The organism is Photorhabdus kayaii (assembly GCF_025384895.1).
Taxonomy (GTDB): domain Bacteria; phylum Pseudomonadota; class Gammaproteobacteria; order Enterobacterales; family Enterobacteriaceae; genus Photorhabdus; species Photorhabdus kayaii.
Genome location: NZ_JAJAFZ010000035.1, coordinates 25,925 through 49,890 on the forward strand (window position 1 = coordinate 25,925; position 23,966 = coordinate 49,890).

The 23,966-nt window shown below is 43.2% G+C and carries 20 protein-coding genes and 4 pseudogenes; 15 read left to right on the top strand and 9 right to left on the bottom strand.

The annotated features are described in order from the left end of the window. The first annotated feature begins 115 nt into the window (after positions 1-115). From LGZ98_RS13855 to LGZ98_RS13885, 7 genes are all read left to right on the top strand, one after another. Positions 116-1,798: a non-ribosomal peptide synthetase gene (locus LGZ98_RS13855; protein WP_113042749.1), complete on the top strand. Its 1,683-nt coding sequence runs from the start codon at positions 116-118 to the stop codon at positions 1,796-1,798. A 281-nt stretch (positions 1,799-2,079) separates the two neighbouring features. Continuing rightward, complete coding sequence (locus LGZ98_RS13860; RefSeq protein WP_113042747.1) at positions 2,080-2,487, top strand: ester cyclase; 408 nt, start codon at positions 2,080-2,082, stop codon at positions 2,485-2,487. Between the two features lie 58 nt (positions 2,488-2,545). After that, entirely contained in the window at positions 2,546-5,179 is a 2,634-nt protein-coding gene (locus LGZ98_RS13865; RefSeq protein WP_158536571.1) for a polyketide synthase, read from the top strand. Beyond that, complete coding sequence (locus tag LGZ98_RS13870) at positions 5,172-5,474, top strand: Dabb family protein (RefSeq protein WP_158536570.1); 303 nt, start codon at positions 5,172-5,174, stop codon at positions 5,472-5,474. The genes LGZ98_RS13865 and LGZ98_RS13870 overlap by 8 nt, the downstream gene beginning before the upstream one ends. A gap of 8 nt (positions 5,475-5,482) precedes the next feature. Then, on the top strand, positions 5,483-8,398 hold the full coding sequence (locus tag LGZ98_RS13875; protein WP_158536569.1) for a beta-ketoacyl synthase N-terminal-like domain-containing protein: 2,916 nt from the start codon (positions 5,483-5,485) through the stop codon (positions 8,396-8,398). An 11-nt stretch (positions 8,399-8,409) separates the two neighbouring features. Beyond that, the gene (locus LGZ98_RS13880; RefSeq protein ID WP_158536568.1) at positions 8,410-10,134 is read left to right on the top strand and encodes an AMP-binding protein; all 1,725 of its coding nucleotides are present in this window, start codon (positions 8,410-8,412) and stop codon (positions 10,132-10,134) included. 137 nt (positions 10,135-10,271) lie between these two features. After that, a complete protein-coding gene (locus LGZ98_RS13885) occupies positions 10,272-11,153 on the top strand; it encodes a hypothetical protein (protein WP_113042738.1) in 882 nt (293 codons plus the stop codon). Between the two features lie 60 nt (positions 11,154-11,213). Here the strand turns inward: LGZ98_RS13885 and LGZ98_RS13890 are convergent. From LGZ98_RS13890 to LGZ98_RS24295, 5 genes and pseudogenes are all read right to left on the bottom strand, one after another. Next, positions 11,214-11,589: pseudogene (locus tag LGZ98_RS13890) on the bottom strand (Tn3 family transposase); the annotation flags it as partial. Positions 11,590-11,593: 4 nt separating this feature from the next. Then, a pseudogene (locus LGZ98_RS13895) lies at positions 11,594-11,902 on the bottom strand (formylglycine-generating enzyme family protein); the annotation flags it as partial. 189 nt (positions 11,903-12,091) lie between these two features. Next, entirely contained in the window at positions 12,092-13,285 is a 1,194-nt protein-coding gene (locus tag LGZ98_RS13900) for an IS4 family transposase (RefSeq protein WP_262978193.1), read from the bottom strand. A 38-nt stretch (positions 13,286-13,323) separates the two neighbouring features. After that, the gene (locus tag LGZ98_RS13905; protein WP_262978194.1) at positions 13,324-13,689 is read right to left on the bottom strand and encodes an SUMF1/EgtB/PvdO family nonheme iron enzyme; all 366 of its coding nucleotides are present in this window, start codon (positions 13,687-13,689) and stop codon (positions 13,324-13,326) included. Between the two features lie 61 nt (positions 13,690-13,750). After that, positions 13,751-13,906 (bottom strand): annotated as a pseudogene (locus LGZ98_RS24295) (SUMF1/EgtB/PvdO family nonheme iron enzyme); the annotation flags it as partial. A gap of 465 nt (positions 13,907-14,371) precedes the next feature. Here LGZ98_RS24295 and LGZ98_RS13915 point away from each other — a divergent pair. Genes LGZ98_RS13915 through LGZ98_RS13930 form a run of 4 tightly spaced genes read left to right on the top strand, consistent with a single transcriptional unit; the run spans position 14,372 to position 16,815 of the window. Then, the gene (locus tag LGZ98_RS13915; RefSeq protein ID WP_113042734.1) at positions 14,372-14,665 is read left to right on the top strand and encodes a BufA1 family periplasmic bufferin-type metallophore; all 294 of its coding nucleotides are present in this window, start codon (positions 14,372-14,374) and stop codon (positions 14,663-14,665) included. Positions 14,666-14,692: 27 nt separating this feature from the next. Then, positions 14,693-15,616, top strand: a complete 924-nt coding sequence (gene bufB, locus LGZ98_RS13920) for an MNIO family bufferin maturase (RefSeq protein ID WP_113042733.1) — start codon at positions 14,693-14,695, stop codon at positions 15,614-15,616. Further along, positions 15,585-16,334 carry an HvfC/BufC N-terminal domain-containing protein gene (locus LGZ98_RS13925; protein ID WP_113042731.1) on the top strand — a complete coding sequence of 250 codons (750 nt, stop codon included), beginning with the start codon at positions 15,585-15,587 and terminating at the stop codon, positions 16,332-16,334. The genes bufB and LGZ98_RS13925 overlap by 32 nt, the downstream gene beginning before the upstream one ends. A 1-nt stretch (position 16,335) precedes the next feature. Beyond that, positions 16,336-16,815, top strand: a complete 480-nt coding sequence (locus tag LGZ98_RS13930) for a DoxX family protein (RefSeq protein ID WP_112878431.1) — start codon at positions 16,336-16,338, stop codon at positions 16,813-16,815. Positions 16,816-16,821: 6 nt separating this feature from the next. On the opposite strand, the gene LGZ98_RS13935 is transcribed toward LGZ98_RS13930, so the two are convergent. Continuing rightward, a complete protein-coding gene (locus tag LGZ98_RS13935; RefSeq protein ID WP_112878422.1) occupies positions 16,822-17,022 on the bottom strand; it encodes an anti-sigma factor family protein in 201 nt (66 codons plus the stop codon). Position 17,023: 1 nt separating this feature from the next. Next, a complete protein-coding gene (locus LGZ98_RS13940; protein ID WP_113042729.1) occupies positions 17,024-17,605 on the bottom strand; it encodes an RNA polymerase factor sigma-70 in 582 nt (193 codons plus the stop codon). A 196-nt stretch (positions 17,606-17,801) separates the two neighbouring features. Between LGZ98_RS13940 and LGZ98_RS13945 the strand changes: the two are divergent. Next, positions 17,802-18,002 (top strand): annotated as a pseudogene (locus tag LGZ98_RS13945) (recombinase family protein); the annotation flags it as partial. A 66-nt stretch (positions 18,003-18,068) separates the two neighbouring features. On the opposite strand, the gene yiiM reads toward LGZ98_RS13945, so the two are convergent. Together yiiM and sodA are read right to left on the bottom strand one after the other, a co-directional pair. Continuing rightward, positions 18,069-18,740 carry a 6-hydroxyaminopurine reductase gene (gene yiiM / locus LGZ98_RS13950; protein WP_112878425.1) on the bottom strand — a complete coding sequence of 224 codons (672 nt, stop codon included), beginning with the start codon at positions 18,738-18,740 and terminating at the stop codon, positions 18,069-18,071. A gap of 118 nt (positions 18,741-18,858) precedes the next feature. Further along, positions 18,859-19,485, bottom strand: coding sequence for a superoxide dismutase [Mn] (gene sodA / locus LGZ98_RS13955; protein ID WP_112878426.1), 627 nt, complete (start codon positions 19,483-19,485; stop codon positions 18,859-18,861). Between the two features lie 373 nt (positions 19,486-19,858). On the opposite strand from sodA, the gene acs reads away from it, so the two are divergent. The 3 genes from acs (at position 19,859) to actP (ending at position 23,835) form a co-directional block, all read left to right on the top strand. Then, positions 19,859-21,814, top strand: a complete 1,956-nt coding sequence (gene acs, locus LGZ98_RS13960; protein ID WP_113042726.1) for an acetate--CoA ligase — start codon at positions 19,859-19,861, stop codon at positions 21,812-21,814. Positions 21,815-21,877: 63 nt separating this feature from the next. Further along, positions 21,878-22,189 (top strand): DUF485 domain-containing protein, encoded by a 312-nt coding sequence (locus tag LGZ98_RS13965; RefSeq protein ID WP_112878428.1) that lies wholly within the window; start codon positions 21,878-21,880, stop codon positions 22,187-22,189. Beyond that, on the top strand, positions 22,186-23,835 hold the full coding sequence (actP, locus tag LGZ98_RS13970) for a cation/acetate symporter ActP (protein WP_113042724.1): 1,650 nt from the start codon (positions 22,186-22,188) through the stop codon (positions 23,833-23,835). Before LGZ98_RS13965 ends, actP begins: the two co-directional genes overlap by 4 nt. Positions 23,836-23,966 lie beyond the last annotated feature (131 nt).

Genomic DNA, 23,966 nt, shown 5'->3' on the forward strand with positions numbered 1-23,966 from the left:
TAAAACTTAAGCTGTTTGTGATTTTTCTGGCTTATTATGCTTCGATATAATTTTTAATCAGGTGATTGTTTTGATTGATTTTAAATTTATTGTAAGTTAAATAAAGGGAAACTTAATGAAAGATGCTAACCTAAAGGATGCACTTCGTGCTGTAAGAGAGCGTTATGCAAGGAAAACTGCCATCGTATCGAATGGAGTGGTATATTCATATAGCGAGTTGAATAAATTAATCAAAATTTGTAAAAAGGCCATAGCACGTAGTGATACGACAGTTCTGATAAATGTCGATGATAGGCTGAAAGCAATAATTCTTATTTTGTCAGCAATTGATTGTGATGTAACTTTTATTCCTGTCGATAATGATCGGCCCGATTCATTTTTAAAAAATATCACAGATAACTTTGCTAAGATTCGTATAATCAATGACGTATGTCTGGAAACTGGTGAACTCTTTTTGCAAACTATAGAGCACCATGATCACACGGATTTGCCTAGGTGCTTAGGCGATGAGGGAGTGATGTCGATAATGTATACTTCAGGCTCCACTGGCAAACCAAAAGGTGTGTTGGTAAGGTCTAACTCCGTGTTTAATTTGCTGTATCGTCCTTCGTTCATCTCGCTCAGTGATGAAGATGTCGTTGCATCCTACTCCTCGTTATCATTCGATGCTTCAACGTTTGAAATTTTTAGCCCCTTATTAGCAGGTGGTACTCTAGTTTTGTTGGACAAAATGACAGTGCTTGACGAAGAGATGCTTGTCCAATTCATTGAACGATATAATATATCTTGCATGTGGATGACAGCTGGCTTGTTTAGGAATCACATGTTGTCAGGTTACTGTAGGGCGTTGACTAAGCTCAAACACCTGATTACTGGCGGGGATAGAGTCGACCACCAAGCCGCGGTTGCATTTCTTGAAAGTACATCTTTTACAAAGCTCTACCATGCTTATGGCCCCACCGAAAACACAGTGTTCACGACGATATCTGAGTTAAAACTCAGCAATATAAGAGAAGAGAAACGCCTTCCAATTGGAAAACTTGTACAAGGTGTCGACTACTTACTGTACGACGAAGATACTGGGCATTATCTTAAAACTGGAGTGGGTCATCTGTATGTCTCTGGAAAGGGACTCTCTGCCGGCTATCATAATAATCCTACCGAAACAAATAAGGCGTTCTGTACCATCGGCAACACCCGATATTACGATACGGGTGATGTCGTGGAATATACGGAGAATGGTGAATTTTACTTTTTAGGTCGGCAGGACCGCCAGGTTAAGTTAAATGGGCATCGAGTAGAACTCGATGATATTGAGAAAAATCTGGAGAATGATGAGCTGATAGTTAAAGCGTTATGCTTTATGTGGCAAGAGCACCTTGTTGCCTTGATAGAGAGCAAAAATAAAGAGTTTGAATTAGAGTCTCTGATATCACGAGCGCGTTCTCAACTGAGAGCCTATGCCATCCCCGACTTTTTTATCGAAAATAATGAATGGCCACTCAGTAAAAATAATAAAGTTGACACAAAGTATTTAATCAATAATACCATCAAGATATTGGAAAATCGTCAAAATAGATCTACTAGCAATTCGGTAAAAAGTATCGCCGAAGAGATACTAGGGAAATGTATTAATCATCGTAGCATCGGCTTATTTGATATTGGATTTGATTCTCTATCAATGCTCACATTAAGTCATAACCTAAGTAAATCATTTGATATAAAAATTACCTTACTTGACCTTTACTCTTCAGGGACATTGGAAGAAGTAGAAAATTTGGTTATGTCTAAAAAATAAAAATAGCCAGAAGCCAGTTCTATATTTCATGAGTTACTCACATCAACCTTTAGACCTTCGAATAACGATATCACTTCCTTTCGCTAACCAGTGATTTAGTGACTTTTGTCGTCGGCATATTCTTCTCAGACAATGAACGCAAGATATTTATTACTTCACCTATGAGCGTGTGGATTGACGTTACAAAAGCTATTTCATCTATCAAAAAAATAAATGCCTATTTCTATACGTCCGAGACGAGTAAATAGCAAAAACAATCAACTGATAAAAGGAGTCACATTATGCACAACTATAATGAAATTGAATTGAAAAACATTGAAATCGTGAAATCCCTGTACACGGATGTGTTTGATACTGGCAACTGTCCAGTGGTCAATAATTACTACCATGATGATGCAAAGTGTCATTTAAAAGGTAAAACACTGCTCGTTGAACAAATGAAAGGTGGGATGGCGGAGTTTGTCGAAAAGCACACATCGATTTCAACCTCGATTGAGTCGCTCTTTGCCGTCGGGGACCGTACCTATGCACGTTTGAATCGTCAGGCGACATTGAAAGGTGAAGAACGGGCTCGTGACATTGAAATTATGGTGGAGAAACGATTTGTTGACGGAAAAGTTGCCGAATTGTGGTTCATGGTTGATGACGAAATATACAGCAATATTTGGCTAAATCAGCTCTCAGCATAACCCCCAAAATCTGGGCATGGAGATCTCCCTTCATGCCTATTACATAGGTAAAAAGAAAATGGATATAGCAATTACTGGCTTCTCCTTTCGCCTTCCTGGTGCAGGTAACATTTTAGAATTAGAAGCGTTGTTGGAGTCAGGTCAAGATGCTCTTACCTTTCCTTCCTATACCCCTAACGACCGCGACGGTTGGGTCAGCCGGGCGGGCTATTTGACCGACGCTGATCAATTTGATTACGAGTTATTTGGCATTTCCCTTCGCGATAGCTATGTAATAGATCCTCAGCAGCGGATGTTCATTCAATGTGCATGGCGGGCTTTAGAACAGGCAGGTTATAACCCGAAGCGCTGTGAGCAGACTGTTGGTGTCTATTCCTCATCTTCTGACAGTCATTACCCTTCCTATCTCGCTGACAGCGAATTAGCGTTGGATAAATATGATCCCTTCGAGATAGAGATTGGCGCGAACAAAGAGCAGCAATCGTTGCGTTGTGCTTATTTATTTGATCTGAAAGGACCGGCAGTAGGCATCCAATCGGCATGTTCGAGTGGTTTGCTTTCTATCCATATGGCAATGCAAGGGATCGCAAGTGGTGATTGTGACATGGCTATCGCCGGTGGCGCCTGCCTCCCTTACCCACTCCATTCAGGTTATCAGTATCAGCCAGGTATGAACCTATCGCAAAGCGGCGTGCTGGCATCCTACTCTAGCAGTGCTGATGGCATGGTTCCGGGGTTTGGCTGCGTGGTGTTTGTCCTCAAGGCACTCGACAAAGCGCGCAATGATAAAGACACCATTTTCGGCGTGTTGTCGGCGAGTAGTATTAATAATGATGGTCGGGCTAAGTCTAGTTATATGGCGCCCTCCATTAAGGGTATTGCAAGAAACATTCAAAATGTACTGGCGAAATCTGCATTGGATGTCCATGAAATAGATTTTGTCGAAGGGCATGGCTCGGGCACCAAAATCGGTGATGTGTTAGAAACCGCAGCGTTGAAAAAAGCCTTTGAAAATAGTGGATTAGAGATTAACAGAATTGCATTGTCTTCGGTTAAAGCCAATGTTGGGCATCTTGACGTCGCAGCGGGTCATGCGGGTCTATTAAAGTCGGTGCTGCAAGTGTGGAACAGCAAGCTGTACCCTGCGGCCAATTTCTCAACACTCAATCCGAACTTGAATTTGGAGCTATCCCCCTTCTATATTCCAACGAAAGTCCATGAAAAAAATAACTTAACGGGGATAGTTAACTCATTGGGTATCGGTGGGACGAATTGCGCCATAGTGATTCGTAGTGAAGAGTTTCGTTTATCGGTGCTGCCGACGACATCGGAGCCAGTGGAAGTGCTGATTGGCGCAGAGAATGACGAGCGCCTGAAAACGTTGCTGCGCCAGTTGCAAGCGGAAATAAAAAGAGATCATCTGTCACTAGAAGATGTGACCTACACCTTAGCGAGACGTTCGATGGGGAAAGCGTGTATGGTGAAGTTTTCTGTTGAATCTCTCTCCGAACTCCATGAGCAAATCGCAGACTCAATTCGCTTAGGTATTGCCAGTCACCATTGGCCAATTTGTCTGAACGAGTACGTTGGAAAAGCAGTGTTAATTGAAGCAAGCGAAATCGATCCTGATTCTGTCGTGAAAGTCGAGTCCCACGCAATGATGCAGGAGAACGCCGAACTTGAAAAAAGGGACAGCGCCCGATCTGAACCGGCTGTTCGTCATGAAATCTTACGCACCATTTGGCTTGATAACTTGATGTTGAACGATGTTGAAGAGGAAGACAGTTTTTCAGATCTGGGCGGTCACTCGATACTAGCACTTTCGTTGGTCACGGACATTAACGCTGCTTTTGACCTCACTTTGACTTTAGATTGGGTGGAAAAATTTGACGTCTTCTCTGCACAACTGCAAGAACTTCAAAGGCTAACAAGCAGAACAAAGCAGTTTTCGTTAGTGAAACCTTTATTTTTTCCTGACCCCGCCAAACGAGCCACGCTTATCTTGATCCACGCTTCTATTTCAGGAGTGGAAATGTACAAAAATCTGTCGAAGAATATTTCTGATGTAACCGAAGTGATAGGGATAGATTCATATAATTTATACAACAAAAACAAAGTGGTTTCGATAGATAAACTCGCTGCCATCTATGCGGACGACATTTTGGGGCACGTAACAGATAAGACGACTCCAATCTTTATTGGAGGCTGGTCATTGGGCGGGTTATTGGCCAGGAAAATCACCGCTCTCTTGACGGGAAAACTACCAGTAAAGGGCAATATCTTATTAGATTCTGTCAAATATTCCCCTTGCAGCGCGCCACTGTTTTCGGATGAGAATCTGTCATATTTCATGGCCCTGGACCACTTTTCTAACACGCTTAGCTGTGACGACAGAGCGAGAGAAAATCTCAAAACAATATTTGAAATAGAAAGGCGTATGGTCAAGGACTTTCAAGATCCAGAGATCAATTTGCCAATACTTAATGTTGTCGCAACACGTTCTCTAACAAAGATAGAGAATGACAAGGTTTCGGCAACATTTGAGTCGTTGAAAAGGAACCACAATAACTGGCAAGTAAATGAATTGATGACGGTTCGCAATATTCACACTGACCATGTCGGGCTGGTTGCAGATTCAAATATCAATGAAGTGTCAAACTGTATTCGAGGATTCTTATATCAATATGTATAAACATATCATTTTATTTAAGTTTAGTGCGTCGCTGTCAACAACTGATGCACTGGACTTGCTTCGTCAGCTGGGTGAATTAAAAGCCAAGATACCCGAGATAAAAAAGTACAGCTATGGTCTCAATGACAGTGACAACCTCAATAATCAGGGTTATCAGTACGCCTTTGTAATGGAATTTGATTCAAAACAAGATCGGGACGCTTATCAAATCAACACACATCATCAAGCGTTTATCAATGAGAAACTCAATTCAGTTATCTCAGAGGCAATTGTCTTCGATATGGTTACAGCTTAGGGGGAATGATGGAACATAAAATTGCAGTTACAGGTATGTCAGGACTATTTCCAGAGGCCAGAGATTACAACGAATTTTGGGATAATCTTTGCAGCGGTCGAGTGTCATACCATGCATATACCGATGAAGAAGGGCACGTGAGATCTAAGGGAAGATGTCCCGATCCGGAAACATTCGATGCTCATCGCTATCGGCTTTCAGAAAAGGAAGCGATGGTTATGGACCCCCAAATAAGAAAATTCATTGAACTGATAGACTCGGCACTTATTGACGGCGATCACCTCGATCGTGGCGCGTTAGGTACTGTCGCGGTAATTGCTACACAAGGCAGCAACCATACTTACCATGATCAATTGCAAATAAACGTAACCAAAGGGCTCACCGAGCCGCCCAATGACCTACTCCTGAATCTGAACAAGGGCACGGACTTCATGGCCACTCGCGCTGCCCATATATTTAACTTTCAGGGACCGTGTTTCAATTTACAATCGGCGTGCTCGTCTTCACTGACAGCCATTGTTGAAGCCTGTTGGATGCTGCAAACAAAACGTTGTGATACCGTAATTTGCGGCGGAGTACATATCTCCTATCCTTTAGAAGTCGGATATAAGTATGAACCTGGATCGATCTATTCAAAAACGGGTGTGTGTCGACCATTTGATAATCATGCAGATGGTACTGTCTCTGCGGATGGGGGAGGCGTGGTTATCCTTAGGCGCCTTCAGGATGCCGAAAATAATGGGGATAATATCCACGCGGTTATCTCCAATGCGTTGAGCAACAATGATGGGTCCAAAAAAACCAGCTACGCCGCTCCCTCTGTGAATGGTCAACACCAACTGCTTGCTCAAGTGTATCGCTCTTCCAAGATAAACCCTCGCAACCTACAGTTCATCGAGTGTCACGCCACGGGGACGATAGTGGGCGATCCGCTGGAAGTTCAGGCCATCAGTCAATTAATGGACAGTTATGGGGTAGATCACGCTTTATCTCCGGTGGTTATTGGTTCTGTCAAAGGCAATATCGGGCATCTCTTTTGGGCGTCGGGGATCGCTTCCATGATCAAGTCAGTCCTGTCGCTTAAGCAAGGTATCTACCCAGGGACGTCAAATTTGACGCAACTTAATGAACTGCTTAGCGATACGGTGCAACATAATCTGTTGTATACAGCGGACAATGTTCCCTTAGATCCAGATAAGCCAGCCATCGCGGCAATCAGCTCTATGGGGGTTGGGGGCACGAATGCCCATCTTGTTATTGAGGGCTATAACACTGGACATCCTATGAAGCCTAAGAAGGCTGATAACAAGGGGGCTCAGAACAGCATCTACTCGTTCTTTACTCAGACCAAAAGCCCGGACGACTCCTCCCATGTCAGCAACCAAGTTAAGGAGAAAGACAGCATTCAACAGAACGTGTTGACCAAAGCGTCCTTATTACCCTATATACTGTCCTTCTATAAGCAGGTTCTCGGGGAAAGTGAGGTCAGCCCGGACAGTGACTACTTCGATCTTTACGGCGACTCTGTTACTGCAGTTGAGCTCATCGCCTTATTTAAATCTGAGCTTGGCATTGAAGTGACCTCAAAAAGCATCTATGACTATTCGACTCCCGAAGCATTAGCCAGTGCCATAGTCACAGCACAGTCGTCAAAGACAGGGCAAGAAGCGGATAGCCAACAGGCGAATAATCGTACGCGTCAGGATGGATTGCTTTCCCCATATCAGCAACGATTTTATTTGTTGGAAAAACTACAGCGCAGTGAGGCGAGCCAATACAATGTACCTTTGTGCTTTGAGATCCCAAAGGGCTTCCCAACAGAGCGGTTCACGCAAACTTTACATGAGATACTTACGCAGTTACCTCAGTTCAGCCAGCAATACAAAATAACGAGAGAGGGGCTTACGTTGGCGACCAGACGAGCGCAGTTGATTGAAATGACTGCGGTCGAGCTGACGCTGGAAAGTTCGCTGGAAGCGTCTTTAAAGGCAGCGTTTGAACAACGATTTGATTTGGAAAGTGGGGCTTTGTGCCGTGTGACGACTCTGACGCACAACGGACAGACATTCCTCACCCTCAACTTTCACCATATTGCGATAGATGGGATGGGTCTGCATAATTTACTGAACGCATTATCCGCTGTTAGTGAGGGGAGCTCAGCACTGAACAGGATATATATCCCCCAGCAAGCGGATCCGGAGATTTCGGATAGCAGTCGTTCATTCTGGCGAGATACGCTGAGTCATGTCCCACGCACGGTGTTATCGAGTGGCTCTAAAATTTCAGCAGGTTCAAAGGGATTGGCACCTGGTCTTCTTGTCTCCCAACTTTCTTCTGATCTGGTTGTTAGGGTTCAGAATGTGGCGCGTAGTCATAGAGTCACGCCGTTCGTCGTCTATTACGCTTTATTCAATTCTACGCTGGCAAATTTCCTGGATACCTCTGTTGTATGTACGGGCACGACACTCGCCAACAGAACAGAATCAGATAGAGAAGCCATTGACTGTCGAATTAATAATATTCCTGTTGTAGTGAATTGTGGAACGGGACCGATTCGCGCGATCCTAAGTGAGACTGACCGAGCATTAAAAACCTGTATGCCTCATGCTCATGTGCCGCTAGATGTGATTTCGTCATTAGCTACAAGTCAAGGTCAAGGACTGTATGACATTCTCTTTATGTATCAGAACCAAAATAGAGGGAACCTCTTAAGATACCGAAAATTCTCTATTCCTGAGTATGCCACTCGATATCAACCAGTCTATTGCAATTTAACGGTCAACCTGGTGCCAGAACAGGAGGGGTTAGCCATCGAAATGATGTTCAACCAGACGAATTATCCCAAGGAGATTGTGGCGAGTTTTATGTCGATGTTTCTGTCCAATATAAACAATTATTTACTAAATCCAGAAAGCCAAAACTGAACGGAGGGATGATGAATTCTACATTTATTCAAAAATTTGAGTCCTCTGCGGAAATGTTGCCTAACAACATTGCACTCATTACAGCAAACCATTCAATGACCTATTCTCAGCTGCATCAAATGGCAAAACGTATTGCTGTGGGTATTCATACTGCAATGAGTGACGATGTGGAGGGTATAGTGCTCTGTTTGCAGAGAAATGAGTCGCTCATAGCAACAATTTTGGCGTGTCATTATCTTGGTATACCTTATATCCCCGTTGATCCCAGAACGGCCAAAGAGAAAATAAACCACATCCTCTCTCAATCTCGTTATTTGTACATCAGTAATGTGCAGAAGAGTGCATGTCAGAAAACGTATTGTGTTACTGAGATCCTGAATGCTGGCTCGCAGTTTGATGGAGAAACGATGGCGCGTCCATCTAAAGAGGCCTACCGTATCTATACGTCAGGCTCGACAGGAGAGCCTAAAGGAGTGATGGTCAGTCATGTTGGGTGTTCCAACTTAATTGAGTATTTTTGCTCGTTGCTGGAATCTAAGCCAGAACACACTTGGTTATCTTCAACCTCAATCTCATTTGATATTTTCTTCCTGGAATATGCGGCCCCTCTGTCTAGCGGCGGGACGTTGATCTTACTGGCGGATAACCAGATTGCTTCACCGCAGCAGGTGGCGAGTCAATTGATACACTGGTCTCCTTCAGTCTATCAAGCCACGCCTTCTATGTTTAAAGGGCTTCTGGCTTATCTGGATAAGAGTTGGCGCTTCCAAAACGTTCTGGTAGGGGGAGAAGCGTTGTCGCAACAATTGTCCTCTTTACTATTTGAAAAAAGTGACTGGCTGTGCAACGTCTATGGTCCGACAGAAACAACGGTATGGTCCAGCGCGCATGTAATTAAACAAGCTGGTGATATGCGTATTGGGCAACCGATACGTCATACCCAGCTGTTAGTATTGAATGAGCAGCAACAAATGTGTAAATCAGGAGAGTTGGGACGCATTCATATTGGTGGAGACGGTTTGTCTATGGGCTATTTTAATAACCCTGAACTTACAGCGAGAAAATTCATTGAGGTGTGCATCGGCGGGCAGATCCAAACGCTATACGATACAGATGACATTGGGTATGTTGATGATGAGGGAATTGTCAATTTTCTCCATAGGGATGGGGGATTCATTAAGAATAATGGACATCGAATTGAACCTAGTGAAATAACGGATGCCTTTGAATCGATAGAGGGTGTCACTGGCTCCGCTGTAATTCAAATTAATGACGAAAGTTTAGACTCTTCAAAATTGATCGGATGGGTTGAATGCTCTCATATAACGGAGACGATGCTAAGGTCAGAGCTAGAGTCTAAATTGAGCTACTACTTGATCCCTCATCATATTTTCACTACCCCAAAACTGCCTTACACACTGAGCGGTAAAGTGGACTCAAACACGCTTGAAGCGATGAGCTTAGTGCAACTGACGAAACCCGCATCAGGCGTCGACACTGCTCCTGCGGGGCTGTGCCCCGAACTCTCTTCCCATCCGGCGGGTAAGATCTTGGGTCGATACTTGGATATCACTCTGATGTCAAAGGACGACAACTTTTTTGAACAAGGGTTAACGTCCATGCAAGCTATCTCTCTTCATATCGATATGCTCGACCTTTACCCCAACTTAGAGTTACATGAACTCTTCGAACGACCATCTTTCCAGACACTTATCGCTGAGCTTGAATCCGCGTAATTGTTACCCTCCTTGGTAATCTTTACCGCTTTTATGGTGTTTACGGCGACTCGAACCATTGCAGCATCTTAATATGTGAATCCAAGGCTACATTTTATTGTTCGTTAAGAAATTGTTTTATAAATAAGGTGATAATTTTGATATCTGAACATATTAAAAGATTATATACTAATCGATTGAAAACCAATTATGATTATTTTTATGAAGAAATTCCGGATTCTCTCGATGAGATATTTAAAACTGCAAGAAATATAGTAGAGCATTATAAAGGTATAAATAAATATCGGATAAGCCCTGAAAGATATCGAGATATTGATATAAGTCAACCTAATATTATACTTGAGAGATTGTATCAAGCTGATGTTACGTCACTAATGAGTCCGATTTCTTTTGAAAATAAGCTGATCGGTCACTGCTTGACCATATCAATTGTTGCACTTGATATTATGCGGTATAAAAAAATTCCATCGAGAATGAGGTATGCATATTGCACTTACTTTATCGAAGATATATTTCCTGAACAAATATTGATTGAATATTGGTGCTTTGATAGAAAAGAGTGGATTTTGGGTGATCCGTCCATAAACCAAGCAATACTTGACTATAATGGTATTTCTGAACGCTTTAATTTTTTTGATGTCGATAAAACACACTCCCAACCTGTCTATTTGGTCTGGAATAGATTGAGAAAAGGAGAACTGGATTTTAATATGTACCGTGGCATTAATAACGTTGATGACCATAATGATGTATTAAAGGAAGTAGCTCGAATTCTTATTAATGATTTAGCAATGATTAATAACTTAGTATTATCTGTTTATGACTATGTTATATCCCCTTATGAATCCGGCAACTTGAGTGATAGCTTATACTGTTTTTTAGATGAAGTTTCGGAAAAAATGATGGATTCCCAGCATTGTCTTATTAGTTATGATGACTCTAATCCCATAATGTGTAAACCGCGAGCGGTTATTCGAAAAAGTATATTTCAGAAAAGTGAACAATGCTTCAACGTATAGTCTTTCTTGACCCTGCTGTGCTTTAATAGGGGAAGTAAGCCAGAATCCCAGATTTTTCCATCACCCTAACTTCAGATCTGCGATAAGCTCATCCAGATCAATGAGTTTATTGCTGCTTTGAAAAGTGTAATGGCCATTTCAGCAAAATGTGCCACCAAGCTACCGGTGATATCCGGATGAGCACTTCAAGCGCTTTGGTATTACCCTGTGCTTCAAACTTCTGCTGCAATCGTGACAGGATGGCCGAGTTGTAATAAATGATCGCATTGGCGATCAATCGGCCGCACTGGTTGCTGATTTCGATTTCAATGTCAGTTTTTCCGGTTAATTCCTTCTTTCCACCCACTCTGGCAACGGCTGATCGTAACTGGTGATAAGGCTCAACCCGATTCTGGGAACGGTGTACGTTTCGCTTATTATGTGAATCCAAGAGGTAAAATTTACTTTTCATTTAAATAACTCCTAACTAATCTAAACCCAACATCTGGCATCACGTATCCTGAACTATGGTTATCACAATTGGACAAGCTGTTTGAATGGGAAAGATAACTTCCACCACAAAAATAATACAATTTAACTTTACCAAGCTCATAACTATCATAGACCCATTCAGAAACATTTCCACTCATATCGTATAAACCTAAGTCGTTTGGAGATAATTTACCTACAACCTGTGTTCCAAAATTACTTGTATTAAACTCTGGATACCACGCCACCTTCTTAGAATCATTGCTCCCAGAGTGATAGTACTGTCATTCCGCAGCTATATCTGTAATATACTGATTTAAAATCGTTTGTATAAAATTTATGCATTTATTAATTCTTAATTAAAACAACAAATTATGAATGCGGTGCGGAATGTCGGATAGTATCCATATCTTCCTAATCGTAAGGCAGGTTTTCCCCCCCTTGCTCTGAGGGATCCCCACAAATCGGTGCTAATAAACCAGCACCATATTTCGGTAGATTCTTGTTAAGTGGTTAAGAGCATCATTCAGTGATATTTGCTTTAAAATCAGTGGGGAGTGTCGTAAGACGTTCTCCGCTAACGTCAGATATGAGATGACCCGCCGTGATTTGATACTGTTGGCCTGATATCTCAGATGTAATCCCTTATTCTCCACGTGATAACCAATCAGCCACAGGACGATTGTGCTCAGGGTTGCCAGTAAGCTCAGTACCCGCATTCTACCCGCAGAGCGACTGTGGCTGGCACGAAGACCAAATCCGAAACGCTCACTTTTTTCATCGCGGAAGTTTTGCTCTATCTGCATGCGACGACTGTCTAACTTGATGATCTCCCGTGGCTTTAAATCATCTATACTACTGAAAATAAGCCAGGCTTCTTTTGCTGACTGCCGATACTCGTTGTCTGTTTTAGTATACATTGGCCTGCCTTTTGAACGTTTACTTTTCCGCCCTTTAGGTAATTTCTTGTATGTATAAAAATGACCATTAATACGGTTTTTCTTTTCTTTGACCAGCGTTCCCGCCCCCATGTATTTCGGCGTTATTGTTCCGGGACAGTCAGAGAGTTTCAGCCATATTTCAGGACTATCTGCCAGGTGAAATTGAACGTTATTCCTGATCCGCCCAATAAAATCCCAGCCTAATGAGGCAATATGTCGAAACCATGGACTCTTAAATCCTGCGTCTGTGACGATGATGACTCTGGCATCGGAAGAGACGGCTTTAGCGAGGGAATCAAGAAACTGATTTTGTATTAAGGTGTTATTTTGTTTTTCCGAGGATACAACCCAACTCAATAACGGAATTGCCCGACCGTCGCAAAGAAGGCTGGCACGAAGCACATGATACTCCTGCGATGGATAACCGCTCCAGTCCACAGCAATAACACAAAGAGGCAACTGACGAGTTATCATGGCAGTAATATTATTAAAAATCGCAGGAATATCGTTGTGAAGAGCGGTGTTTCCTAACAGGCGATCAACCCTTTTTATCTTGTTTTTGACCTGAGCCTGTCCGGGCAAAAAACGTCCAATACTGGTTAGCGTAAGAGAAGCGCCATTAATCAAAGCCATAGTGGCATCGATTAATGCATTCTGGCGATATTTATGAAACGGTGCTAAGGCATCTTTGAAGAAGTTGTGACATACTTTACGTGCAGGCATAGCAGTGACCTTATTGACTTGGTGGAACAATCAGTAGATCACACAACGCTATGCCTGTCTATTTTCTGGGGATTCCTCAGCCCCCTTGCTGCAACATGCCATTCGTTTAAGGTAGGTAAACGATAGCCATTAGCCTTTGTATTTATAAAAACCTCTAAGCTTTTGTCTTTTTTTCTAATAATTTTATTTCCTTTTTGAAAATATACTGGAGTGAGTTTTAATTTCTCACTTAATGCATTTGAAAAAAGAACGGTATCTAGCCATTTAATATTCGTCACAGGGTGCCTGCCTTCATCCTGTTCAGGGGAAAGACAATCTTCATAATATTCCCCATTACATCCATCATCAAAATCATAACCATTTAAATAAGATTCTAAAATAGCACTACATCTTATACCACTCATAATTCCATATATAACAATGGGTTGAAGAAGGCCATGTGTAGCAGAATTATGAAACGCTATTTAATATAGCCCATTCATATACCTCTTTATATTCTGAATAAGTAACTTCATTCTTCATGATATAAAAAGAATTTAATTTAACATTAGAATGAGATTCATAATTTTGAGTACCAAATACACTACCAACGTAAAAATCACCACCTTCAACAAAGCTAAGTTAAAGGTGTCTGAAACCACTGCCGTAAAATCCCTTGTTGAGTTCTACTAAGCTAATATAACCCAAATTCTGTTTAAGCCGTCATTGAAAAATCTTCTTCTGAGTAGAAAACTTTCAGTGACGGCTTCTTCCATTTAAGACAGTAAGCAATCAGTCCACCTTAAACGATCTCGCTGACCGTCGTTCGGTAGGGAAAAATTCGGCTAGCGAGAGGGTTACCAGCCTATCCTGTCGACACAGCCCTGACATACGGCTGTGGATGTGAGCATTCCATCACTTTTCTTGTACAGACCAATATCTGATTCACAAAAATAAGTCATTAAAAATCAGTTAACTATAAAAAATCATTTTTTTCTCATATTCACTGTAAGAAATTGATGTGCGGTGCGACTAATCGAGTGAAGCAAATGCTCGTTTCAGCGAAGCAGTAATTCACCTTCTACACCAATATAAAAGGAACGTTCTATGACTAAACAAACGACAAAAGCATTACTGGCCTTGGCTTTAGGCAGCGCACTGATTACGGTAGGCACTTCAGCAATGGCGGATTCCGGCAGCAAAATGGAGAAATGCTATGGCGTTTCTCTGAAAGGGAAAAACGACTGTAAAGCAGGTGCAGGCACCACCTGTGCTGGTACCTCAAAAAAGGATTATCAGGGTAATGCCTGGAAAATGGTACCGGCGGGTTCCTGCGTAAAAATGAAGTCTCCGACCTCCCCAACTGGTTTTGGTCAACTGGACGCATTTAAAGAAGCGTAATTCTGGCATCAGGCAGGAGCTCATACGATGACAATTTCTTTACCCTCACATAGCGTCTCTCGTGATGCTCCTGACTGTCTCATGCTAAATAGGCTTCCGACCAGAGCAGGGATCGGGTTAAAGCCGGAGCATTTTCGCGCTATCCTGCGCGATAAACCCGACATTGGTTTTTTTGAAATTCACGCGGAAAATTATTTGGTTGTGGGAGGTCCGTTTCATCAAGCACTAACCGCCATTCGCCAAGATTATCCGCTCTCTATTCATGGTGTGGGCATGTCCATCGGAGGAGAAAGTCCTCTGAATCAGACTTATTTACAACGTGTTGCTGCGCTGGTTGAACGCTACCAGCCAGCCGTTTTTTCTGAACACCTTGCCTGGTCGACGCACAACGATCTATTTCTCAATGATCTGCTACCGCTGCCTTATACCGACGTCACGCTGACGCGGGTCTGCGAACACATCGATCAGGTACAAAATGCGCTGCGTCGCCCCATTCTGCTGGAAAACCCATCTACTTACATCGAGTTCAGTGCCTCAACCATGAGCGAGACTGACTTTATCTCCGAGGTGATACGCCGCACCGGATGCGGACTACTGCTGGATGTGAACAATCTCTATATTAGTGGCGTCAACCATAATCGCTGTCCACAGCAGATGCTATTCGAACTGCCACTTCACCGTGTCGGTGAAATTCATCTGGCAGGCTATACGGAAAGCCGCGATGGGGCAAACGACCTGCTGTTGATTGATTCACACGACAGTCATGTGACCGAGCCTGTCTGGGATCTTTATAACGAGACCCTGAGTGAAACAGGGCCGATCGCCACCCTGATCGAATGGGACAGCAATATCCCACCATTAGACGTGTTACTAAACGAAGCCGGCCATGCCCAGCGTTACATTACGGAGAGCACGAAAAATGCAACAACAACTGTATCAAGCACTTCTTGACCCCGACCTCACAGTACCAGAGGGACTGACAGTCTGGAACGATAGCGATCCAGCGGTACGTTTTGCGGTTTATCGTAATAATGTCATGGCGTCTCTGATCGACGCACTGGCCGAAAACTGCCCTGTCCTTCTCGCCCAGCTCGGAGAGTGCTTTTTTCGTGCGATGGCGGCGGAGTTTATACGTCAACAACCGCCACCCTCTCCTGTTTTGGCAAACTATGGCGCACAATTGCCGGACTGGATTGCGACATTTCAGCCGTTGGCAGACTGGCCTTGGCTGAGCGATCTCACCCGGCTGGAAATGTTGTTTATCGAATCACTGCATGCAGCAGACCCTGCCGAACAGACGGCAGAAGCGGCCCCCGTTGACGATCCCGCACAGTTGCTGATGGTGCTCCATCCTTCGGTACGGCTCTTCAGTTCGGATTATGCCGTCTTCAGCCTATGGGCCTCACACCAACAAAGTGAAAACGAGATGCTGCTGAACCCATTCCAGCCGGAACATATGCTACTGTGCCGCGTTGACGACGACGTACGAATAATGTTGCTCAGCCGTGCGGAAATGCAGTTTATTACCATGCTCCAGTCCGGTCGATGTCTTACCGAAGCCTTAGAGATCGCCGCCGGAGAGGATGCAACTTTTGAACCTCAGTCGGTTTTACAACGCATGCAGCACTATGGACTGATCCTTTCTCTATACAGCAACACGGAGCGCTAAAATGGCATTACTCAAAATGTTAGCGTTAAAAGGACAACACATTGCGCAGGAAAGTGTTATTCCCCTTCTGGCGCGCATTAGCCTTGCCGCAACATTCTGGCTGTCAGGTCAAAGCAAAGTGGTGGGATTAAACATAGATATTCTGGAGACACGCACACCCTGGCAATTAGGGATTCCGCGCGTTACCGATAGCTCCGTGTCACTCTTTACCAGCGAGTACAAACTTCCTCTGCTGCCACCCGATGTTGCTGCCGTCATGGCCGCGACCGCAGAACACTTGTTTCCGCTGCTGCTGATTGTCGGATTAGCGACACGTTTCTCCGCGCTAGCATTAATGGTGATGACGCTGGTGATTCAGATATTTGTTTATCCGGATGCCTGGCCTGTTCACGCTACCTGGCTGACGGCTCAGTTGTATCTGGTGACTTATGGCGGTGGGAGGTTTTCGCTTGATCGCCTGATTTACCGCCATCGTACCTGATCCTCCCTACGTTACTTTATTTTGATTCTCATTTTCGCCACGAGCGAATGCGGAAGTGATAGTGCGCAGGTCGGCAAGCTGTTGTCTGAAGTTTCGGCACCCGTCGCATATTTTCAAATGCAGCATTAGCTGAACATGTTGAGAAAGCACGATTTTTTCATCTAGCGCCTGAGACATCAGGCGTGTAGCTTGGTAACAACTAAGCATATTAATCCTCCTGGGAAAACCAGCGTTGTGACAAACATTCTCGTAAACGCATACGCGCACGCCAGAGCATCACATTCAGGTTGCTGACAGAGAGCGCCATCTCCTGACAGATCTCCTGAGTCTCAAGACCAATAAATTCGCGCATCATAAACGCCCGTGCGTTTTGCGTTGGCAACTGTGTCAGACAAAGCTCGAAAACCGTCCAAAATTGCTCCTGCTCGGCTGCCTCATCCGGTAAATGCCAGCGCTGAGGATGCTCGTTTCGTGGCCAGTGACCAGACTCATCAAACAGCGCTTCGAAATTTTGCTCATCAACATCATCAGTCAGTTGCACGCTGCTGTGCCGATAACGCATACGCAAGGCGTCCGAGATTTTGTTGCGCAGGATCGTAAACACCCAGCTCTTCCAGGCAGCTCGTCCGGCAAAAGAAGCGGCATTCTTCATCGCCCCTTCCAGAGCCTCTTGGACAACATCTTCCGCCTGATGAAAATCATTCAACTGCAAGCTGGCAAACTGCAACATCTGTTTATGCAGCATGGAAAAAAACTGCGGATCCCGCAGCAGATTATTGATATCGGACATCTTAGTTTCTATCTCAACAGGATTATTCGGGATAACCGGGTATTACTGGCGGAATCGTTTAAATTCACTCACATGACTTAGGGACCGTTTGGGGAACGGGGACAATTCTAAATTAAATCTGTTTTTTGTACAGCAGGGGACGTGTCTTTTCCCCAGCGCCACCTATTTTTCGTTCAACTTCACTTCATAGCGTCATGGAGAAGTAAATCTGACCAGTTCTGCCGAGAGAGTGACCATGCAGATAATAGCTGCAATGGCAGAGTTTAAACAAGACTTATTGATAGAGCGCACTCATTCTGGTATTACACGAGCTAAAGCAGTAGGAAAACACATGGGACGCCGTTCGGTACTTAATGAGGAACAACAACGAGTGGTGATTGAACATCTGAAAGTAGGAAGTAGGAAGTAGGAAGTAGGAAGTAATGTCAATGCTAATGTGCACGTTCACCACGTGCACATTTTATTATTTCCCGAACAACCTACGGTTAAAATCCTCAATCTTTCCAAACATCACCCGCTTTTGCATAGTCAGGCTCCAACTGGCAGATAACCCAGCGGCACTCATCAACCGACGATATTGCTCTTCATCAAATGGCATATTAAAAGCAATCGCTACCGCTTCTTTAACCAAAACATCACTATTACGGGAAACAAGAACAAAAGGCTCATCCGGGCTAACATTTCCCGCTGCAATAATTCGGTAAAGCCAACCACAGCGGCCACTCCCCTGCATAATGGCAGAAAAATTACTAATACCGGAATGAGAATTGAGTTTGTAACAAGGCGAACGAGGCTGAGTTACCTGAAGCATGGCCTCTCCCCAACTGAAAATATCACCGATACAAACATTTTCTTCAGTCAACCCCGTTGTGGAAATATTTTCGCCAAACGCGGGAGCAATAAAGAAATCTTCCTGATCAGGAAATTGATGTTTCCAGAAATCGTAGTGTTCACGGGGATAATGGCAAAGCGCACGATCAGGGCCACCATGGAAACGGGTTTCGGCCTGTTCATCACCTTCTAATCCTAGAGAAGTCAGACGCAGGCTACCATCAACCATCCGTTTGTTAATTGCGCTGGCAGAAAGTTTTCCTGATATTTCAATTTTACCCGTATATACCTGCGGACAATACATAATTCACTTTCCTTATTGAAATCAGTCTGACATCACCATCATAAACCAACATTCAACCAATAAAAATGCCGGCAGTCATATCAGCCGGCATAGCAGAAAAGACAAATTATTCAGAAAGTTATTTCACTTTTTCCTGATAACGTATCGCTGCTTCATCCCAGTTAACAACGCTCCAGAATGCTTTAATATAGTCAGGACGACGGTTTTGGTACTGTAAGTAATAAGCATGTTCCCAAACATCCAGACCAATAATCGGATAACCAGATGCACCAGAAATCGCTTCACCCATTAATGGGCTATCTTGGTTAGCAGTCGATACAACCGCCAGTTTGCCATCATCTTTCAGTACTAGCCACGCCCAACCAGAACCAAAGCGGGTAGCCGCTGCCTGCTCAAATTTCTCTTTAAAAGAATCTATACTACCGAAATCGCGTTCAATAGCTTCTTTTAATGGACCTTGCAGAGTTGTGCCTAATTTCAGACCTTTCCAAAACAAGCTATGGTTAGCGTGCCCACCAGCATTATTACGAACAAAAGTACGTTTATCAGCAGGTATCTTATCTAATTGCTGAATCAGATCATCAATATCCAGTCCTGCCAGCTCAGGGAAGGCTTCCAGGGCGCTATTGGTATTATTAACGTAAGTCTGATGATGCTTGGTATGGTGGATTTCCATCGTCTGCTTATCAAAATGAGGTTCCAGAGCTTCATAAGAATAAGGAAGAGAAGGTAATGAATAGCTCATATCATGTACTCCAGTCATATAAGAATGGTTCAAAGTCCACACCTTGTGAACAACGTGATCATTATAGTTAATTAAATATTATTGGAAATGCTTATCAACACCATATTCTCATTATGGTTTTATCATACAACTGTGTTTCAGTGACTTATCAGTCAATTTGTCTATATTAAACATTATTATTGGATTAGGATTTTGAATTACTATTTTTGATTAGCAATTAAACCTAAATAAACCCGCCACACTAAATGACAATCACGTGAAAAATATTCTTTTTATTGCGTGATCTTCCGCGCAAAAAAAAAACAAAAATTCTCTTTACACTTTAGTTAACTTTGATTTGACATAATATTAACATTCGTAAGGAGAATATTATATGACCAAAATAATGAAGCACCCTATTCCTATCGCCATTGCAGAACATGCCCTGATGAATGAGCAACAATATCAACAAGACTACCAATTATCGTTGCAAGATCCCGACAGGTTCTGGGGTGAAAAAGGAAAAATTGTTGACTGGATTAAGCCTTACACCAAGGTAAAGAATACCTCTTTTGATCCTGGACATATCAATATCCGCTGGTTTGAAGATGGAACACTAAACTTAAGCGCAAATTGTCTCGATCGTCATCTAAAAGAACGTGGTGAGCAAACCGCTATTATCTGGGAAGGTGATGATCCAACAGAATCCAAAGCAATAACCTATCGTGAACTACACCATGATGTATGTCAGTTTTCCAATGTATTGAAAAATATGGGTATTAAAAAAGGCGATGTTGTTGCTATTTACATGCCGATGGTGCCAGAAGCAGCGGTTGCCATGTTAGCATGTGCCCGCATTGGTGCTATTCACTCTGTTATTTTCGCAGGTTTTTCTCCTGATGCTGTATCCGGGCGTATCATCGATTCAAACACCAAATTGGTCATTACCGCCGATGAAGGATTGAGAGCAGGACGTACAATCCCCCTGAAAAAGAATGTTGATGACGCATTAAATAATGCAGCCGTTGTCAATGTATCCAATGTGATCGTTTTTAAACGTACTGGAAATATTGGTCACTGGCAATCTGGCCGCGACCTTTGGTGGCATGAATTGGTAGCAGACGCGAGTGCTGACTGTCCAGTTGAAGAGATAAATGCAGAAGACCCACTGTTTATTCTCTATACCTCAGGCTCTACCGGTAAACCCAAAGGGGTACTGCACACCACTGGAGGTTACCTTGTATATGCATCTCTAACATTTAAATATGTATTCGATTATCAGCCGGGGGAAGTTTATTGGTGCACAGCCGATGTGGGATGGGTTACCGGACATAGCTACCTGCTCTACGGCCCCCTTTCCTGTGGCGCTATTACCCTAATGTTTGAAGGTGTACCAAACTATCCTGCGGTTAACCGTCTAAGTCAGGTTATTGATAAACATCAGGTAAATATCCTGTATACAGCACCCACAGCGATTCGTGCCCTGATGGCAGAAGGTGACAAAGCTATTGAAGGAACGAAACGTACTTCTCTGCGTATTATGGGATCAGTTGGCGAACCGATTAACCCGGAAGCTTGGGAATGGTATTACCAGAAAATTGGTAACAGCAAATGCCCGATTGTTGATACTTGGTGGCAAACAGAAACTGGTGGCTTCATGATCACACCACTGCCAGGCGCAACCGAACTAAAAGCAGGTTCCGCAACGCTACCTTTCTTCGGTGTTCAGCCCGCATTGGTTGATAATCTTGGTGAACTACTAGAAGGTGTTTGTGAAGGAAACCTGGTTATTACCGATTCCTGGCCAGGACAAGCACGCTCACTATTTGGCGATCATGACCGTTTCGAACAAACCTATTTCTCTATCTTTAAGGGAATGTATTTTAGTGGTGATGGCGCACGCCGTGATGAAGATGGCTACTATTGGATAACTGGCCGTGTTGATGATGTGCTGAATATTTCCGGCCACCGTCTAGGTACTGCTGAAATTGAATCTGCTTTGGTCTCTCATCCTAAAATTGCAGAAGCTGCTGTCGTAGGTACCCCACATAATATTAAAGGGCAGGCAATTTATGCCTATGTCACCTTAAATCACGGTGAAGAACCCTCTCCAGAACTCTATACAGAAGTCCGTAATTGGGTACGTAAAGAAATCGGTCCGATTGCTACACCAGATATCCTACACTGGACAGACTCCTTACCAAAAACCCGTTCAGGAAAAATTATGCGTCGTATCCTGCGCAAAATAGCCTCCGGCGATACCAACAATCTAGGAGACATTTCAACACTAGCAGATCCAGGAGTAGTAGAAAAATTGTTAGAAGAAAAACAAACAATGAGTATTTCGTGACAGATCATGCCGCCTTATGGCGGCTGTAATCAAAATATAATAAATATAAGAGGATATACTCCGATGAATGACGACATTTACCAAGGGATCGAGAATAACCCGCGTTTCAAAGAATTGGTTGAAAAGCGGGGACGTTTTGCATGGTTGCTATCAATAATCACATTAATTCTGTATGTCGGTTTTATTTTTCTCATTGCATTTGCCCCAGAATGGTTAGGTACTCCCCTTTATAATGATTCCAGTATTACCCGTGGAATACCGGTTGGTATTGGTTTAATTGTTATTTCATTCATCTTAACCGGCTTATATGTAATCAGAGCCAATAGCGAGTTTGATCACCTTACCTCACAAATTCTCTGTGAGGTAAAGAAATGAAAAAGTTCCTGTTATTAGCAATAGTGCTATTTCCTCATCTCACCTGGGCTAACGCAATCTCTGAAACTGGAGAAAGGCAACCTATCAACATTCAGGCCATTATCATGTTTGTCCTGTTTGTTGGTTTTACACTCTATATCACTTACTGGGCCTCAAAAAAAACACGCTCCCGTACTGATTACTACACGGCGGGGGGACGTATTACTGGTTTCCAAAATGGAATGGCAATTGCGGGAGATTTTATGTCCGCAGCATCATTCCTCGGCATTTCCGCTTTAGTCTATACGTCTGGTTATGATGGACTAATTTATTCTATCGGCTTCTTGATTGGCTGGCCTATTATCCTATTTCTGATTGCCGAAAGATTAAGAAACCTTGGACGCTATACTTTTGCCGATGTCGCTTCTTACCGGTTACAGCAACGCCCAATCCGTACGTTATCTGCAATTGGCTCGCTGTTTGTTGTCGCCCTTTATCTTATTGCTCAGATGGTTGGCGCAGGCAAACTTATCGAATTGCTTTTTGGGCTCAATTACCATGTAGCGGTCGTATTGGTTGGTATCCTGATGGTACTTTATGTTTTGTTTGGCGGTATGCTAGCAACGACCTGGGTACAAATTATCAAAGCTATCCTATTACTAGCTGGTGCCACCTTTATGGCCCTTATGGTCATGAAAATAGTAAACTTCAATTTCAATACGTTGTTCAAAGAAGCCATTGCTGTCCACTCAAGAGGTGAAGCCATCATGAGTCCAGGAGGGTTGGTATCTGACCCAATATCCGCACTTTCTCTTGGTTTGGCATTGATGTTTGGTACCGCTGGTTTACCTCATATTATCATGCGTTTCTTTACTGTAAGTGATGCAAAAGAGGCCCGAAAGAGCGTTTTCTACGCTACTGGCTTTATTGGTTATTTTTACATTCTGACTTTTATCATCGGCTTCGGTGCTATTTTACTGGTTAGTCCAAACCCTTCCTTTAAAGATGCTACCGGCACACTCATCGGTGGTACTAACATGGCAGCCGTTCACCTCGCTAGTGCAGTTGGAGGCAACTTGTTTCTGGGTTTTATCTCTGCTGTCGCCTTTGCCACAATTCTAGCCGTTGTTGCGGGGCTAACGCTGGCTGGTGCATCAGCAGTATCACATGACCTATATGCAAACGCCATTAAACGCGGTAAAGCCAATGAACGAGATGAACTGAGAGTATCAAAAATAACAGTTGTGATACTTGGGTTTATCACAATCGGATTAGGTATTCTATTTGAGAACCAGAACATAGCTTTCATGGTTGGATTAGCATTTTCTATTGCTGCAAGCTGTAACTTCCCAACCATTCTTTTGTCTATGTACTGGCGTAAACTCACTACCCGTGGTGCGTTAACCGGAGGTTGGCTAGGATTAATTACAGCAGTAGTTTTAATGATTCTCGGTCCAACAATTTGGGTCAGCATTCTCGGTCATGAGAAACCAATCTATCCTTATGAATATCCCGCATTATTCTCAATGATTATCGCTTTTATTGGTTCATGGCTATTTTCTATCACCGATAATTCACAACAAGGTATGCAGGAAAGAGAACAATTTAGAATCCAGTTTATTCGATCACAAACAGGACTTGATATCGCACAAGGAAAAACACACTAATTACGTTTTTATGTCCAGCCTCTCCTTCGGGAGAGGTATTTTCATTAGAAGCCGCCTGAATTCAGAGCTATTTCACAAGTTAACCTCTTATTTTAATCCTAGGTTAATGATTAACTCTTTCATTTCAATTT

Excerpts from the sequence above, each read along its gene's own strand:
- LGZ98_RS13855 (WP_113042749.1), top strand. The coding sequence starts at position 116 with ATGAAAGATGCTAACCTAAAGGATGCACTTCGTGCTGTAAGAGAGCGT.
- LGZ98_RS13860 (WP_113042747.1), top strand. The coding sequence starts at position 2,080 with ATGCACAACTATAATGAAATTGAATTGAAAAACATTGAAATCGTGAAA.
- LGZ98_RS13865 (WP_158536571.1), top strand. The coding sequence starts at position 2,546 with ATGGATATAGCAATTACTGGCTTCTCCTTTCGCCTTCCTGGTGCAGGT.
- LGZ98_RS13870 (WP_158536570.1), top strand. The coding sequence starts at position 5,172 with ATGTATAAACATATCATTTTATTTAAGTTTAGTGCGTCGCTGTCAACA.
- LGZ98_RS13875 (WP_158536569.1), top strand. The coding sequence starts at position 5,483 with ATGGAACATAAAATTGCAGTTACAGGTATGTCAGGACTATTTCCAGAG.
- LGZ98_RS13880 (WP_158536568.1), top strand. The coding sequence starts at position 8,410 with ATGAATTCTACATTTATTCAAAAATTTGAGTCCTCTGCGGAAATGTTG.
- LGZ98_RS13900 (WP_262978193.1), bottom strand. The coding sequence starts at position 13,285 with ATGCCTGCACGTAAAGTATGTCACAACTTCTTCAAAGATGCCTTAGCA.
- LGZ98_RS13905 (WP_262978194.1), bottom strand. The coding sequence starts at position 13,689 with ATGAGTGGTATAAGATGTAGTGCTATTTTAGAATCTTATTTAAATGGT.
- LGZ98_RS13915 (WP_113042734.1), top strand. The coding sequence starts at position 14,372 with ATGACTAAACAAACGACAAAAGCATTACTGGCCTTGGCTTTAGGCAGC.
- bufB (WP_113042733.1), top strand. The coding sequence starts at position 14,693 with ATGACAATTTCTTTACCCTCACATAGCGTCTCTCGTGATGCTCCTGAC.
- LGZ98_RS13925 (WP_113042731.1), top strand. The coding sequence starts at position 15,585 with ATGCAACAACAACTGTATCAAGCACTTCTTGACCCCGACCTCACAGTA.
- LGZ98_RS13930 (WP_112878431.1), top strand. The coding sequence starts at position 16,336 with ATGGCATTACTCAAAATGTTAGCGTTAAAAGGACAACACATTGCGCAG.
- LGZ98_RS13935 (WP_112878422.1), bottom strand. The coding sequence starts at position 17,022 with ATGCTTAGTTGTTACCAAGCTACACGCCTGATGTCTCAGGCGCTAGAT.
- LGZ98_RS13940 (WP_113042729.1), bottom strand. The coding sequence starts at position 17,605 with ATGTCCGATATCAATAATCTGCTGCGGGATCCGCAGTTTTTTTCCATG.
- yiiM (WP_112878425.1), bottom strand. The coding sequence starts at position 18,740 with ATGTATTGTCCGCAGGTATATACGGGTAAAATTGAAATATCAGGAAAA.
- sodA (WP_112878426.1), bottom strand. The coding sequence starts at position 19,485 with ATGAGCTATTCATTACCTTCTCTTCCTTATTCTTATGAAGCTCTGGAA.
- acs (WP_113042726.1), top strand. The coding sequence starts at position 19,859 with ATGACCAAAATAATGAAGCACCCTATTCCTATCGCCATTGCAGAACAT.
- LGZ98_RS13965 (WP_112878428.1), top strand. The coding sequence starts at position 21,878 with ATGAATGACGACATTTACCAAGGGATCGAGAATAACCCGCGTTTCAAA.
- actP (WP_113042724.1), top strand. The coding sequence starts at position 22,186 with ATGAAAAAGTTCCTGTTATTAGCAATAGTGCTATTTCCTCATCTCACC.